The organism is Serratia sp. PGPR-27, assembly GCF_022678525.1.
Classification (GTDB): Bacteria; Pseudomonadota; Gammaproteobacteria; order Enterobacterales; family Enterobacteriaceae; genus Serratia; species Serratia nematodiphila.
Genome location: NZ_JALBYS010000001.1, coordinates 100,279 through 115,236, shown reverse-complemented (window position 1 = coordinate 115,236; position 14,958 = coordinate 100,279). Strand labels below are relative to the sequence as shown.

General features: G+C 59.9%; 12 protein-coding genes. 5 read left to right on the top strand and 7 right to left on the bottom strand.

From position 1 onward, the window contains the following. Nucleotides 1-13 precede the first annotated feature (13 nt). Nucleotides 14-703 (top strand): trehalose-6-phosphate synthase, encoded by a 690-nt coding sequence (locus MMS95_RS00545; RefSeq protein WP_242141300.1) that lies wholly within the window; start codon nt 14-16, stop codon nt 701-703. A 2-nt stretch (nt 704-705) separates the two neighbouring features. On the opposite strand, the gene sfnG is transcribed toward MMS95_RS00545, so the two are convergent. Next, nucleotides 706-1,800 (bottom strand): dimethylsulfone monooxygenase SfnG, encoded by a 1,095-nt coding sequence (gene sfnG, locus MMS95_RS00540; protein WP_242141299.1) that lies wholly within the window; start codon nt 1,798-1,800, stop codon nt 706-708. 436 nt (nt 1,801-2,236) lie between these two features. On the opposite strand from sfnG, the gene MMS95_RS00535 reads away from it, so the two are divergent. The 3 genes from MMS95_RS00535 (at nt 2,237) to yjiA (ending at nt 5,814) form a co-directional block, all read left to right on the top strand. After that, nucleotides 2,237-4,417 carry a carbon starvation CstA family protein gene (locus tag MMS95_RS00535; protein ID WP_038630167.1) on the top strand — a complete coding sequence of 727 codons (2,181 nt, stop codon included), beginning with the start codon at nt 2,237-2,239 and terminating at the stop codon, nt 4,415-4,417. A gap of 218 nt (nt 4,418-4,635) precedes the next feature. Then, complete coding sequence (locus tag MMS95_RS00530) at nt 4,636-4,839, top strand: YbdD/YjiX family protein (protein WP_004953088.1); 204 nt, start codon at nt 4,636-4,638, stop codon at nt 4,837-4,839. Between the two features lie 21 nt (nt 4,840-4,860). Then, nucleotides 4,861-5,814: a GTPase gene (yjiA, locus tag MMS95_RS00525; RefSeq protein ID WP_015376486.1), complete on the top strand. Its 954-nt coding sequence runs from the start codon at nt 4,861-4,863 to the stop codon at nt 5,812-5,814. Nucleotides 5,815-5,909: 95 nt separating this feature from the next. On the opposite strand, the gene MMS95_RS00520 is transcribed toward yjiA, so the two are convergent. The 6 genes from MMS95_RS00520 to MMS95_RS00495 all read right to left on the bottom strand — a co-directional run bounded on the left by MMS95_RS00520 (nt 5,910) and on the right by MMS95_RS00495 (nt 13,221). Continuing rightward, nucleotides 5,910-7,307, bottom strand: coding sequence for an oligosaccharide flippase family protein (locus MMS95_RS00520; protein ID WP_033631680.1), 1,398 nt, complete (start codon nt 7,305-7,307; stop codon nt 5,910-5,912). After that, complete coding sequence (gene rffA / locus MMS95_RS00515; protein ID WP_021504197.1) at nt 7,304-8,434, bottom strand: dTDP-4-amino-4,6-dideoxygalactose transaminase; 1,131 nt, start codon at nt 8,432-8,434, stop codon at nt 7,304-7,306. The genes MMS95_RS00520 and rffA overlap by 4 nt, the downstream gene beginning before the upstream one ends. Before the next feature lie 54 nt (nt 8,435-8,488). Next, the gene (locus tag MMS95_RS00510) at nt 8,489-9,538 is read right to left on the bottom strand and encodes a TDP-N-acetylfucosamine:lipid II N-acetylfucosaminyltransferase (RefSeq protein WP_033631679.1); all 1,050 of its coding nucleotides are present in this window, start codon (nt 9,536-9,538) and stop codon (nt 8,489-8,491) included. A 70-nt stretch (nt 9,539-9,608) separates the two neighbouring features. Beyond that, nucleotides 9,609-10,478, bottom strand: coding sequence for a glucose-1-phosphate thymidylyltransferase RfbA (gene rfbA, locus MMS95_RS00505; RefSeq protein WP_015376482.1), 870 nt, complete (start codon nt 10,476-10,478; stop codon nt 9,609-9,611). Nucleotides 10,479-10,498: 20 nt separating this feature from the next. Further along, a complete protein-coding gene (gene rffG, locus MMS95_RS00500) occupies nt 10,499-11,563 on the bottom strand; it encodes a dTDP-glucose 4,6-dehydratase (protein WP_033631678.1) in 1,065 nt (354 codons plus the stop codon). Between the two features lie 638 nt (nt 11,564-12,201). Then, the gene (locus MMS95_RS00495; RefSeq protein ID WP_121976700.1) at nt 12,202-13,221 is read right to left on the bottom strand and encodes a LacI family DNA-binding transcriptional regulator; all 1,020 of its coding nucleotides are present in this window, start codon (nt 13,219-13,221) and stop codon (nt 12,202-12,204) included. Nucleotides 13,222-13,505: 284 nt separating this feature from the next. Between MMS95_RS00495 and ascF the strand changes: the two genes are divergently transcribed. Next, on the top strand, nt 13,506-14,948 hold the full coding sequence (gene ascF, locus MMS95_RS00490) for a PTS cellobiose/arbutin/salicin transporter subunit IIBC (protein ID WP_242141298.1): 1,443 nt from the start codon (nt 13,506-13,508) through the stop codon (nt 14,946-14,948). The last annotated feature ends 10 nt before the right edge of the window (nt 14,949-14,958 follow it).

The window sequence follows — 14,958 nt, the reverse complement described above, 5'->3', positions numbered from 1 at the left end:
TAAGGAGACCCCCATGTCTCGTTTGGTGCTGATTTCCAACAAGCAGTGCGACGGCAAGGATCTGGCCTGCGCCGGCCGGACGCTGGCGGCCGACGCAGAACCGGGGCTGTGGCTCGGCTGGAACGGCGACGTGCAGAATTTCGCGCAGCGCCCGGTCCACTACCGTCAAGGCGCCGGTTACGATCAGGTGACCTTCCCGCTGTCGATCGAAGAGTTCCGCCGCCACTATCAGGGCTACTACCACGACGGCCTGTGGCCGGTGTTCCACAACCAGCCGGAGAAGGCGCACTTCACGCCGGAAAACTACCGCGCCTACCGGCAGCTGAATCGCCGTTTCGCCGATATCGCCTGCGAACACCTGTGCCCGGGCGACATCGTCTGTATCGACGATTACCAACTGCTGCCCTGCGCCCAGGCGCTGAAGGAACAGGGGCTGCTGAACGACTGCGCGTTCTTTTTCCACCTGCCGTTCCCGTCGGCGGCGCTGCTGCGGCGCATCCCGGAACATCGCCAGCTGATCGCTTCGCTGCTGTTCTACGATCTGATCGGCTTTACCACCACCGACGATCGCAACGCCTTTCTCAACTGCCTGGCGGCCGAGTTTCCGCTGGAGATGCTGCCCGACGACCAGATCCAGGCCAACGGGCATATTTTCGCCACCGGCATTTTCCCCGCCGGCATCAACGGCAGGCAGGTTTACTGAACTCAGGCCGCCGCCCGCTGGCGCTCCAGTTCGCGCACCAGCGGGATCACCTCGCGGCCGAAGAACGCCACCTCTTCCTGGAAGTGCAGGAACGCCAACAGCATCAGATCCACCCCGGCGTCTTTCAGCGCGATGATGCGCTCGGCGATCTGCTGCGGCGTGCCGATCAGGTTGGTTTTAAAGCCGTCGTTGTACTGCACCAGATCCTCAAACGAGGATTTGGCCCAGTTGCCCTCGCCCTCCGGCGAAGCCGCCCCGGCGTTCTTCACCTCATGGCCGAATCCTTGCACCGCCTCCGGGTTGGCGTGATCGATAATCTCCTGCAGCACCGCCTGCGCTTCCTGCTCGGTATCGCGGGCAATGACGAAGCCGTTCACCCCCACCTTGACCCGGTGCTGGTTGGCCCTGGCCTTGGTCTGCAGATCGTCCACCTGCTGGCGAATGCCCTCCACGCTGTTGCCGTTGGTGAAGTACCAGTCCGAGACTCGCGCCGCCATGTCGCGCGCCGCCCGCGAGCTGCCGCCCTGGAAGATCTCCGGCAGCGGATCCAGCGGCTTGGGCTTCAGCGAGTAGTCGCGATAACGATAAAAATCGCCGGCGAAGCTGAAGCTGGGCTCGGCCCAGATGCCGCGCAAACAGCGGATAAACTCTTCCGAGCGCAGGTAGCGCTCTTCGTGATCCAGCCACGGCTCGCCGATGGCCTTGAACTCGCCGCGGAACCAGCCGCTGACGATATTGACCGCGATGCGCGCGTTGGAAAGATGGCTGATGGTGGCGATCTGCTTGGCCGCCAGCGTGGGGTTCCACGGCCCCGGCAGCAGCGCGGCGATCACCTTCAGCTTCTCGGTGGAATCCAGCAGCGCCTGCGAAAACGACACCGACTCGTGCTGGTTGTCGGTGCCGTAACCGGCGGTGAAACGGATCTGGGTGAGCGCGTAGTCAAAACCGGCGCGCTCGGCAATCTGCGCCAGCTTGCGGTTGTAGCCGATGTCCCAACCGGTGCGCTGCGGGATGTTGCTGATCACCAGACCGCCGGAGACGTTCGGCACCCAGTAGGCGAACTGAATAGGCTGCTGCGAGTGGTTTGCTGCTGACATGCTTCTCTCCCTCTGCTCGTTGGCGCCGTGATGCGGCACGCATATAACCATTATCGATTTACAAATATTGAAAACCTTGTTTTGGTTATAAATCCGATAGCAGAATGCGTGCCAACCGCCGCGTTAAGGCATCTGGCTGATAAACCGAGGGTTTAAAGCCGGCGGGTTAAAGCGGGTGCTGCATTGGCAACAGCGGCTGGCGGGCGGCTGTTGGTTATGCAGCAAACCGCTCACCCCGCCAATCCAACCGTTCACCCGGCGGATCTGACCGCTGAGCGAAATACGCCTGTCTTCCCCCCTTACCCCCGGCGATGATGAGCTGTTCCTAAACCCGCCTTACCTCGGGAAAGACGCTACGGCTCACCGCGCCACTCTGACATCTCTTACAAGCGGATGAGTTCATTCATATTTTGCAGACTGGAATTAAGGATACCTCATGAAACGAGAGGGGATTTTAAAGCACATTCCGTGGATGCTGCTGGGGATACTCGGCGCAGCCTGCCTCGGCGTGGTGGCGCTGCGCCGCGGCGAACACATCAGCGCGCTGTGGATCGTCGTCGCTTCGGTGGCGGTGTATCTGGTGGCCTACCGCTACTACAGCCTGTACATCGCCACCAGGGTGATGAAGCTGGACGCCGGCCGCGCCACCCCGGCGGTGGTCAACAACGACGGCCTCAACTACGTGCCGACCAACAAGAACGTGCTGTTCGGCCACCACTTCGCCGCCATCGCCGGCGCCGGGCCGCTGGTGGGGCCGGTGCTGGCCGCGCAGGTCGGCTACCTGCCCGGCACGCTGTGGCTGCTGGGCGGCGTGGTGCTGGCGGGGGCGGTGCAGGACTTTATGGTGCTGTTCATCTCCTCGCGCCGCAACGGCGCCTCGCTCGGTGAGATCATCAAAAAAGAGATGGGGCCGATACCGGGCACCATCGCGCTGTTCGGCTGCTTCCTGATCATGATCATCATCCTGGCGGTGCTGGCGCTGATCGTGGTGAAAGCGTTGGCGGAAAGCCCGTGGGGCGTGTTCACCGTCTGCTCCACCGTGCCGATCGCGCTGTTTATGGGCATCTACATGCGCTACCTGCGCCCCGGTCGCGTGGGTGAAGTCTCGATCATTGGCATCGTGCTGCTGGTGGCCGCCATCTGGTTCGGCGGCGTGGTGGCGCACGACCCGTACTGGGGCCCGGCGCTGACCTTTAAAGACACCACCATCACCTTCACGCTGATCGGCTACGCGTTCGTCTCCGCTCTGCTGCCGGTGTGGCTGATCCTGGCGCCGCGCGACTACCTGGCCACCTTCCTGAAAATCGGCGTGATCGTCGGGCTGGCGATCGGCATCGTGATCCTCAACCCTGAGCTGAAAATGCCGGCGGTGACCCAGTTCGTCGACGGCACCGGCCCGGTGTGGAAAGGCACCCTGTTCCCATTCCTGTTCATCACCATCGCCTGCGGCGCGGTCTCCGGCTTCCATGCGCTGATCGCCTCCGGCACCACGCCGAAGCTGCTGGCCAATGAGACCGACGCGCGCTTTATCGGCTACGGCGCGATGCTGATGGAATCCTTCGTCGCCATTATGGCGCTGGTGGCGGCTTCCATCATCGAGCCGGGCCTGTACTTCGCCATGAACACCCCGCCGGCGGCGCTGGGCATCACCATGCCGGATCTGCACCGCCTGGGCACCGAAGACGCGCCAATGATCATGGCTTCGCTGAAGGACGTGACCGTGCACGCGGCGGCGGCGGTCAGCTCCTGGGGCTTCGTCATCAGCCCGGAACAGATCCTGCAGACCGCCACCGACATCGGCGAACCTTCGGTGCTGAACCGCGCCGGCGGCGCGCCAACGCTGGCGGTGGGCATCGCCCACGTGTTCCACCAGATCATTCCGGGCGCCAACATGGGCTTCTGGTATCACTTCGGCATTCTGTTCGAGGCGCTGTTCATCCTGACCGCGCTGGACGCCGGCACCCGCTCCGGCCGCTTCATGCTGCAGGATCTGCTGGGCAACTTCGTGCCGTTCCTGAAGAAAACCGACTCGCTGGTGGCCGGCATCGTCGGCACCGCCGGCTGCGTCGGGCTGTGGGGCTACCTGCTGTATCAGGGCGTGGTGGATCCGCTCGGCGGCGTGAAGAGCCTGTGGCCGCTGTTCGGCATCTCCAACCAGATGCTGGCCGCCGTGGCGCTGGTGCTGGGCACCGTGGTGCTGATTAAAATGAAGCGCACCCAATACATCTGGGTGACCGTGCTGCCGGCGGTGTGGCTGCTGATCTGCACCACCTACGCGCTGGGCCTGAAGCTGTTCAGCGACAACCCACAGCTGGAAGGCTTCTTCTTCCTGGCCGGCGAATACAAACGCAAGATCGCCGAGGGCGGCGCCGAGCTGAGCGCCCAGCAGATCGCCAACATGAACCACATCGTGGTGAACAACTACACCAACGCCGGGCTGAGCATTCTGTTCCTGCTGGTGGTGTACAGCATCATCTTCTATGGGGTGAAAACCGCGATGGCGGCGCACAAGAACCCGAAACGCACCGACCAGGAAACGCCTTACGTGCCGGTGCCGCAGGCCGCGCCCGCCGACGGCGTAACTGAGGGGGAGGTCAAAGTTTCGACCCAGCATTGATGTGATTTAACGGATACCCTGCATAATAAGCATTAAGTAGTACCCAAAGCCGCACGGCCTGCGCATCGCAAGACGCCAGGCGTGCGGCGCGATGCAATCGAGATACCCGGGGCGACCCGGAGGTGGGGCATCCCTGCGGGAACCCCATCCCCCGGCTTCCCCTAATATCAGGCTTAAGCAAGCGCTGTAGTGATGCAGGGTAAAGTTGGAGAAGGCTTATGTTCGGAAATCTCGGCCAGGCGGGGAAATATCTCGGGCAGGCGGCGCGCATGTTGGTGGGCGTGCCTGACTACGATACCTACGTCCAGCACATGAAAGACAACCACCCGGACAAGCCGGTGATGACCTATAAAGAATTTTTCCGCGAGCGCCAGCAAGCGCGCTACGGCGGCGACGGCAAAGGCGGCATGCGCTGCTGTTAACCCGCAGTCACAAGGACCCGTATGAAACCCATTGCAGTCACCATCCTGACCGGCTTTTTGGGCGCCGGCAAAACCACCCTGCTGCGCCACATCCTGAACGCCGAACACGGCTATAAAATCGCGGTCATCGAGAACGAGTTCGGCGAAGTGCCGATCGACGACGCGCTGATCGGCGATCGCGCCAGCCGCATCACCACGTTGAGCAACGGCTGCATCTGCTGCAGCAAGTCCAACGAATTGGCGGACGCGCTGCTGGATCTGCTGGACGGCGTCGACAGCGGCCAGCTGACGTTCGATCGGCTGATCATCGAATGCACCGGCATGGCCGATCCCGGCCCGATTACCCAGACCTTTTTCTCGCACGAGATCCTGTGCGAGCGCTTCCTGCTGGACGGCATCATCACCCTGGTGGACGCGGCGCACGCCGAGCAGCAGCTGAGCCAGTTCAGCATCGCCCAGGCGCAGGTGGGCTACGCCGACCGCATCCTGTTGACCAAAACCGACGTGGCGCCGGACTGCGAGGCGCTGATCCAACGGCTGCAGCGGATGAACGCCCGAGCGCCGCTCTACCAGGTGACGCACGGCGATATCGATCTGAGCGTGCTGTTCGACATCGAAGGCTTTACGCTGAACGACAAGCTGAATCTGACGCCGCCCGCCCCGCTGTTCCACCGCATCCCGCAGCCGCAGAGCGACATCCGCTCGATCGTGGTGACGCTGGAACGGCCGCTGCCGCTGATGCAAATCTCCGAAGTGATGGAAGGCCTGCTGCTGGAATACGCCGACAACCTGCTGCGCTACAAAGGCATTCTGTCTATCGAAGACGAGCCGCGCCGCCTGCTGTTCCAGGGCGTACAGCGGCTGTATAACGCCGACTGGGATCGGGAATGGCTGCCAGAGGAAGAGCGCAAGAGTACGCTGGTGTTTATCGGCGTGGATCTGCCGGAGGAGGAGATTCGGGGGCGGCTGCGTTGAGCAAGAGGAGACGTCAGCGAGATCGCGCTGTCATGATGAGAAGTAGAAATGGGGAAAACGGCGGCAACCCGCAACGGGTTGCCTGACCGAAAGCGTTATCGTTTGGCGAACGACTTAAGGAACCTGAGGTTCCTCACCAGCACCACGGCCAGTAAGACACCCCAATAGACAAACAGCTCATATTTCATTTTCTCGCCTGCCAGCGCTGAAACCGACGCCCCCGCCAGACAGAGGAAAGTGAAGAAATACATTTCAAAACGTGGCATGGTCTTCCAGCTGATAATCGAGAATTCCGTTCTCAGGATCAGGAATGCCCAGAAGGCCAGACAGGTGCTTACCGCCGCGCCACCGGCGCCGAAACGTGGCACCAGCAATGCATTGGCCACCACGTTGATGAGCAACGCGCTCAAGGAAGCCAGCATGGTGTAAGCGGTCTTTCTGCTCAGGCCGATGCCGACCGCCGTCGTTTCCGACAGTGTGAACAACAAAGGGAAACCCAGACTCGCAACCAGAATATATTTCACATTCACGTAATTAGCGGGCAAGACAAAGTCAACCAGCCAGGAAAAGAGCCCGCCCAAGCTGAACAGGCAAACCACGGCAATCAGCATGCACTGCGTGACCTTGGTTACCATCTGCTGTTCGCCGCCTTCGTTAGACTCCGCCAGCTTGTACACCATCGGCGCCCAAACAGTAGAGAACACACTTTGCAGGATGCTCGCCACGCCGGCGAAGCTAACCGCCACCGAGAAGATAGCCAACTGTTCAAAGCCGGAATAGGCTCGCACGAACATCCTATCGACAGTGGTTAACCCCCAAAACGCCAACCCGCCCAAGATCAGCGGATAGCCGAACTTGAGCATCGCTTTCAGTTTGCCGTAGTCCAGCGAACTGCGCAGCGCGGCTATCCAATCCGCCCGGGAAGACCACATCAGCATCAGCGATACGGCGATAAAACCGACGGCGTTCGCCACCACCAACTGCATCAGCGTATGCTGGGTAAACAGAACATAGCACAGGCCGATGACGATCAGCGTCATCAGCTTGGGCATCAGTTGGCTGAGCGAAAACGCCATCCCCTTCTCCTGCATCCTGAGTATCAGGGACAAGAAACGGTTGATGAACGACGCCAGAAGAATCAACATGATAAGCCAGCTTATCGCCGTGTCTTTCTGTTCGAACAGCAACGCGGACAAACTGCCGGGGAACAGCAGGAACGCCGCACCGATGACTACGATCATCAGCAAGCCGGGGAAAGCGACGTTCTTCAACAGCTGCCCGCGATCGGATTCACCGTGGTATTCCCGAACGTAAGCCTGATCAAGCCCCAAACTGAAAAACAGCACGCAGAAAGACACGGCCACATTCAGCATGCTGATTCGGCCTACGTCGTCCGCCGAAAACAGCCAGGTAATGACCGGCAGGGTCAACAACCCCAGCGCGGCATTACCGATCGGCCCGATGGCGAACGCCAGGATCTTGCGGGCGTTCACTCAAAGAACCTCACAACGCTTTCAATCACTTTATTCTGATCGGCATCGGTCATTTTGTAGTACAGCGGCAGGCGAACCAGTCTCTCGCTTTCGCGGGTGGTGTAGTTGTCTTCGCCGATGAAGGTGCCGAAGACCTTGCCCGCCGGCGCCGAGTGCAGCGGAATATAATGGAATACCGCCATCACGCCACAGGCCTTCAGGTGAGCGATGAACTGCGTTCTTTGCTCAATATCCTTCAGCTTCACATAGAACATATGCGCATTGTGCTCGCAATCCGCCGGAATAGTCGGCAACGTCAGCAGCCCTTTCTCCGCCAGCGGCGCAAAGCTCGCGTAGTACTTGTGCCAAGTCGCCAGGCGGTTATCGTTGATCTCATCCGCCAGTTCCAGTTGCCCCCACAGGCAAGCCGACTGCAGTTCACCCGGCAGGAAGCTGCTGCCGAAATCGACCCAGGTATATTTGTCCACCTGGCCGCGCAGGAACTGGCTGCGGTCGGTGCCCTTCTCACGCAAAATTTCGGCGCGTTTGATAAAACGCTCATCATTGATCACCAGCGCGCCGCCTTCCCCGCCGCTGGTATAGTTTTTGGTTTCATGGAAGCTGAAAGCCGCCAGGTGACCTTTAACGCCAACGAAATCGCCCTTGTATTTGCTCATGACGCCCTGCGCGGCGTCTTCGACCACCAGCAGGTTATGCTGATCGGCCAGGCGCATGATCGCATCCATATCGCAGGAGACGCCGGCGTAATGCACGGGCACGATGGCTTTGGTTTTATCGGTGATCGCCGCAGCCACCAGCGCTGCATCCATATTCATGGTTTCAGGGTGGATATCGACGAATTTGATTTTCGCGCCGCGCAACACGAAGGCGTTGGCGGTGCTGACGAAGGTGTAGCTTGGCATGATAACTTCGTCGCCCGGCTGGATATCGACCAGCAGCGCGGCGATCTCCAGCGCGGCGGTGCAAGACGGGGTCAACAGCGCGTGTTTGCACCCCAGCTTGTTTTCAAACCATTTCTGGCACTGTTTGCCGAACGGGCCGTCGCCCGACAATTTCCCATTCTCCAACGCCGCATTGATATATTGAATTTCGTTGCCGGTTACCGGTGGTTTGTTGAACGGTATCATGTTATCCCTTGTTGTCGATTCTGAATGCATGCCGGGGCGATGTGCCGTGCGGCATCAGGAAGTAAAGACGGCCTTTAACTGCGCGGTAAGGTTCTCAGCGGAGAAATAGGCTTCGATTTTTTGCTCGTTGTCATGCTTTTCCGCCGCGCTCAGGCTGCGTAGCGAAAACGTTTGAAGATCCAATACCTGGATATTCTTTTCTTGAAAGAAGTCCCACTGCGTGGTGCCTGGATTCAAAAACACCGTTTTTTTCAGCCCCAGCAGGGAAATGGTGTTACCCATCGCCTGTTGGCGATGATGGTTGAACACCGCGATATCCACTTTCCCCAGCAGCGCCAGGTAGTGCTGGAAAGGCATAAAGTCGGTTAATGGTACAAATTTCTCGCCAAAGCGCCGCGTGCCTTCGGCCACCACTTCTGCCGCATAGCGTTTATTGCCGTAGGAGAGCGGTACGACGAGCTCAATATTCTCGTTTTTGTACGTTTCCAATATATCGAACGCGGAAAAATGATTGTTGGTTGGATCGGCAGAATTACCCAGCAGAATGGTGGTTTTACCGTCCTCGCCCGCCGCACGTTCATCGATGACGTTTTTCTTGTATACGTTGCTGGTATACAGCAGGCACTCATGCCACCGGCCGGTGCAGCCGTACCACTTTTTAGCCAACTCGTAATCGCCCTTGATGTAAGTGACAAAGTTGCCCATACGCTTAATGGCCGGGCGGCGGAGAAGCTCTGTCAGGCGCCATTTGAAGTTACGCTTGCCGATTTGGTATTGGTAAAGGTCACCACCCCATATGAACCAATAGCACTTTTTTAATACCCAAGGAGTCAACAGCAGCAACAGCGCCATCTTGATGCCGTGGAAGCTGTGCAGAATCACCCGATCGTGACGTTGAATGGCCTTCATCAACTTCAACGTCGGCTTGACGTTACCAAACAGATCCGCCCCGAGATAGTGAACGTTGTCCGCCGGCGGCAAAGCGAAACGCACCTTATCGCCATAGACCCAAAACGTGTGTTCATCGGGATCGAATTTCTCATTCACAAATTCAATGAATGAAGGAATAAATTTATCCAGAGGACAAATATGTACAGTGCTCATATCCGCTCTATATGCAGGTTCGTCCAGTGCCCCGCCGCGCTCCGGGTGTTCAAAGCACGGCGGGCCGGGGTTATTTTTCCGCGATCAGCTGCGACAGATACTGGCCATACAGCGTTTTGCCGAGCAGCTTGGCTTCGGTGGCCAGTTGCTCACGCGTCAACCAGCCTTTTCGGTAGGCGATCTCTTCCAGACAAGCGACCTTGAAGCCCTGACGCTTCTCAATAGTGTGTATAAACTGAGAGGCCTCGATCAAACTGTCGTGCGTGCCGGTGTCCAGCCAGGCGAAACCGCGCCCCAGCAGCTCGACGTTCAGCGTGCCGCGTTCCAGATACATCTGGTTGAGCGTGGTGATTTCCAGCTCACCGCGCGCCGACGGCTTCACCTGCTTGGCCATCTCAACCACGTGATGGTCATAGAAATAAAGCCCGGTGACCGCCCAGTTGGATTTCGGCACGGCCGGTTTTTCTTCCAGCGACAACGCGCGGAAGTTATCGTCGAACTCCACCACGCCGAAACGTTCAGGGTCCATCACCTGATAGCCGAAAACCGTCGCCCCTTCGCTGCGCTTCACCACCGACTCCAGCTTGTTGCCGAAGCCCTGGCCGAAGTGAATGTTGTCGCCAAGCACCAGCGCGCAGCTGTCACCGCCGATGAACGCTTCGCCAATGAGGAAGGCCTGCGCCAGGCCGTCCGGGCTCGGCTGAATTTCATAACTCAGATTGATGCCGAAACGGCTGCCGTCACCCAGCAAGCGCTTGAAGGAGGGCATATCTTCCGGAGTGGAGATGATCAGGATATCCCGAATGCCCGCCAGCATCAGCACCGAGATCGGGTAATAGACCATCGGCTTATCGTAAATCGGCAGCAACTGCTTGGAAACGCCGCGCGTGATGGGATAGAGACGCGTGCCGGAACCGCCCGCTAAAACAATGCCTTTCATTCTTCTTCCTTAAAAATCGATTAACGGGTCAACCCCAGACGCTCGCCGGCATAGGAGCCGTCTTTCACCCGGCTCCACCAGGCTTCGTTCGCCAGATACCATTCCACGGTTTTGCGAATGCCGCTTTCAAAGGTCTCTTGCGGCTTCCACCCCAACTCCGCATCGATCTTGGCGGCGTCGATCGCATAGCGCATATCGTGGCCCGGACGGTCGGTCACAAAGGTGATGAGATCCGCATAATGCGCGATATCACCCGGTTTGTGCGGCACCAGCTCATCCAGCAGTGCGCAAATGGTTTGCACCACTTCGATATTTTTGCGCTCGTTGTGACCACCGATATTATAGGTTTCCCCCACCGCGCCTTCGGTGACGACCTTATACAGCGCCCGCGCATGATCTTCTACATATAACCAGTCGCGCACCTGCGCGCCGTTGCCGTATACCGGCAGCGGCTTGCCTTCCAGCGCGTTCAGGATCGTCAGCGGGATCAGCTTTTCCGGGAAATGGTAAGGGCCATAGTTGTTCGAACAATTGGTGACAACGGTCGGTAAACCGTAGGTGCGCAACCAGGCGCGCACCAGGTGATCGCTGGCCGCTTTGGAGGCGGAATACGGGCTGCTTGGCGCATAAGGCGTAGTTTCGGTAAACAGATCGTCGGTGCCGTGCAGATCGCCGTACACCTCGTCGGTGGAGATGTGATGGAAACGGAACGCCTGCTTGCGCTCGGCGCCCAGGGCGTGCCAATACTGGCGAGCCGCCTCCAGTAAGGTGTAGGTGCCGACGATGTTGGTTTCGATAAAGGCGGCCGGGCCGTCAATAGAACGATCGACGTGACTTTCGGCGGCCAGGTGCATCACCGCATCGGGCTGGAAGGCGGCGAACACGCGATCCAACGCCTGACGGTCGCAAATATCGACCTGCTCGAAGGAGTAACGATCGCTATCGGCGATCGGCGCCAGGGATTCGAGGTTACCGGCATAGGTCAGGCTATCCAGCACCAAAATGTGATCAGCGGTATCATTGATAATATGGCGGGCAACGGCCGAGCCAATAAACCCGGCACCGCCGGTAACGATAATTTTCATAGAATCCTCTAAAATACGCCGTGGTCATTTCATCGCCACATTGTTTTACATGCGCATAAAACGGCTAAAGGCTTTTTCCTGGGTAAACACCCTGCCGGTAATCGAATCACAGCATTCCCCAATCCCGCCGCGAGCAAGCCCCTAAAACCAACAGAGCTGCATCGCAGCTCTGTTGGTTTTAGGTCGGCACGCAACCGTCGTGTTCGGATATTGTCGCCGGAAACGTCGGATGGCTACGCTACCGCCCTTGGCTCACAGACGCCAATCTCTGGTGGTCGCTCGGGTATTGCCGCCGGACGGCGACATGCTCAGGCCATTCATCCGCAGGGCCGCAAGGCTGGCCAGTGAAACCGTTCACCGACGCAACGCCGGAAGCCATGCCGAGACAGAAGAAAGCGCGATGCTTTCAACCGCTAAAGGCGGGTGGGAACGGCCAAACTTTCGGGGGATAACATAACGTATAGCGGCTCGAAAGAGCAGTCTTGGGGCGCTCTTTCAGATTATTACTCAGGGTGGTAAGGGGAAACGGCTGAAACGCCGCCGCGGAAAAGCATGGTGGCAAGATGACATCGCTGCGCCGAGTGACGAGGGCTTAGGCGGCTAGCCTGGACCTTAACCCCCCGGACGCATTTCCGGGTTCAATCCCGCTCGTACGGCCCCGCCGCCACCGACTCGCGCTCGATCAGGCTGGCCGGGAAGCTGGGGCGCTTGCTCAGCTCGCCGCCGTCCAGCATCGACAGCAGGCGGTTGATGGTCTCCTGGATCATCTCGGTGACCGGCATCTTCATGCTCGACAGCGACGGCACGGTATAGGGCGCCAGCGGGATGTCGTCGAAGCCGATGACCGATACCGCCTCCGGCACCGCCACGCCGCGCTCCGCCAGCCGCTTCATCGCGCCGATGGCCATCTCGTCGTTGCCGGCGACGATAGCGCTGAACGGTTGCCCGCCGGCCAGCAGCGCATCGACCGCCGCCACGCCGCTTTGCGCGTGCCATTTCCCCTCGACGATCAACGCCTCGTTAACCGCGATGCCCTGCTGCGCCAGCGCGGATTTGTAGCCGGAAAGCCGCTCCAGCCCGGTGGGGGAATCGAGCGAGCCGGTGATAAAGGCGATGTCGCGATGGCCGCGCGCGATCAGGTGCGCCACCGCCGCCGCGCCGGCGGCGTGCTGATCGCTGAAGATGCAGTAGCTGTCGTTCAGCCGCAGCCGCCGGTTGATCACCAGAATCGGCTGGCGGTGTTGGGAGACGATCTCGTCCATTTCCGCGATCGACAGAAAACGCGGATAGATGATCACCCCGTCGCAGCGCAGATCCAGCAAAAACTGAATGGCGGCCCGCTCCTCTTCCGCGGTGTGCTTGCCGTCCGCCAGGATCAGTTGGCGGCCGTTCGCCTCCATGATGCGCGCCGACTGCGCCATCAGTTCGCTGAAATAGTTGCCGCTGTAGAGGGTGTTGGTGACCACCAGGCCGAGGGTTTGGGTGGTGTTGGTCGCCAGGCTGCGCGCCAGCAGGTTGGGCCGATAGCCGGTTTCCGCGATGGCTTTTTCCACCAACGCGCGTTTCTCCTCGCTGACATAGCCGCTGCCGGACAAAACGCGCGACACCGTCGCCTTTGAAACGCCGGCCTTTTTCGCCACCTCGAGTATCGTTGCCATCTGTGCGCCGCCAAAATCCATGGGTTCAGCGCAGTCTACCCAAGACGCCCGGCGTTTGGAACGTTTTCACGCCCCTGCACATCGGTGCGCACTTATCCCTGACGATCCAGATCACGAAAACGCAACGCCAAAAACCATAGTTCTTGCCAACCACAAAACACCAATACATGATTTTGTGAAACCGGTTTCTTATGGGCGTTTCATACGGATGGAACGACGGATCGCCCAGGCAGTAAATATTCGCCTTTAGGCTATCCGAATTGCTATCTGAGAGACGACACGCCATGCCGAAGAACTACGCAGAGATCTCGCACGCCATTGTGGCCGCCCTGGGCGGCGCGGACAATATCGAGGCCGTGACCCACTGCATGACCCGCCTGAGATTCGTGGTGAAAGACAAAACGCAGATCGACACGCCGGCGCTGAAGGCCATCGACGGCGTGCTGGGCGTGGTGCACAGTGGCGAGCAGTGCCAGGTGATCATCGGCAACGAGGTGGCCAAGGCCTATCAGGCGGTGCTGGCGCTCGGCATGCCGGGCGCAGCATCCCCCGCCGCCCCGGTGAAACGCCAGCTTACCCTGAAGGGCATCGGCGCCGGCATTCTCGACGCGCTGGTGGGCACCATGTCGCCACTGATCCCCGCCATCATCGGCGGCTCGATGGTGAAGCTGCTGGCGATGATCCTGGATATGGCCGGGGTATTCGAGAAAGGCTCCTCGACCCTCGTCATCCTCAACGTGATCGGCGACGGCGCGTTCTTCTTCCTGCCGGTGATGGTCGCCGCCTCGGCGGCGCTGAAGTTCAAAACCAACATGTCATTGGCGATCGCTATCGCCGGGGTGCTGGTGCATCCCAACTTTATCGATCTGATGGCCAAGGCGGCGCAGGGCCAGGCGGTGGAATTCGCCTTCATCCCGGTGACGGCGGTGAAATACACCTACACGGTGATCCCGGCGCTGGTGATGACCTGGATCCTGTCGCACATCGAACGCGGGGTGGATCGCATCACCCCGGCGGTGACCAAGAACTTCCTCAAGCCGATGCTGATCGTGCTGATCGCCGCGCCGATCGCCATTCTGATTATCGGGCCGCTCGGCATCTGGATCGGCAGCGGCATCTCTGCGCTGGTCTACACCGTGCACGGCTACCTGGGCTGGCTTTCCGTGGCCATTATGGGGGCGATTTGGCCGCTGCTGGTGATCACCGGCATGCACCGGGTGTTCACCCCAACCATCATCCAGACCATCGCCGAGACCGGCAAAGAAGGCATGGTGATGCCTTCGGAGATCGGCGCCAACCTGTCGCTGGGCGGCGCTTCGCTGGCGGTGGCGCTGAAAACCAAAAACCGCGAGCTGCGCCAGACCGCGCTGGCCGCCGCCGCCTCCGCCATCGTGGCGGGTATTTCCGAACCGGCGCTTTACGGCGTGGCGGTGCGCCTGAAGCGGCCGCTGGTCGCCAGCCTGATCAGCGGCTTCGTCTGCGGCGCGGTCGCCGGCATCGGCGGGCTGGCCAGCCATTCGATGGCCTCGCCCGGGCTGTTCACCAGCGTGCAGTTCTTCGATCCGGCCAACCCGATGAGCATCGTATGGGTGGTGGCGGTGATGGCGCTCTCGGTGGTGCTGTCGTTCGCACTCACGCTGATGCTGGGCTTCGAGGATCTGCCGGAAAACGCCGCCGCGCCCGGCCAAACTGCACCGGCGGCGAACGCCGCCAGCGCAACGCATTGAGACACCAGAG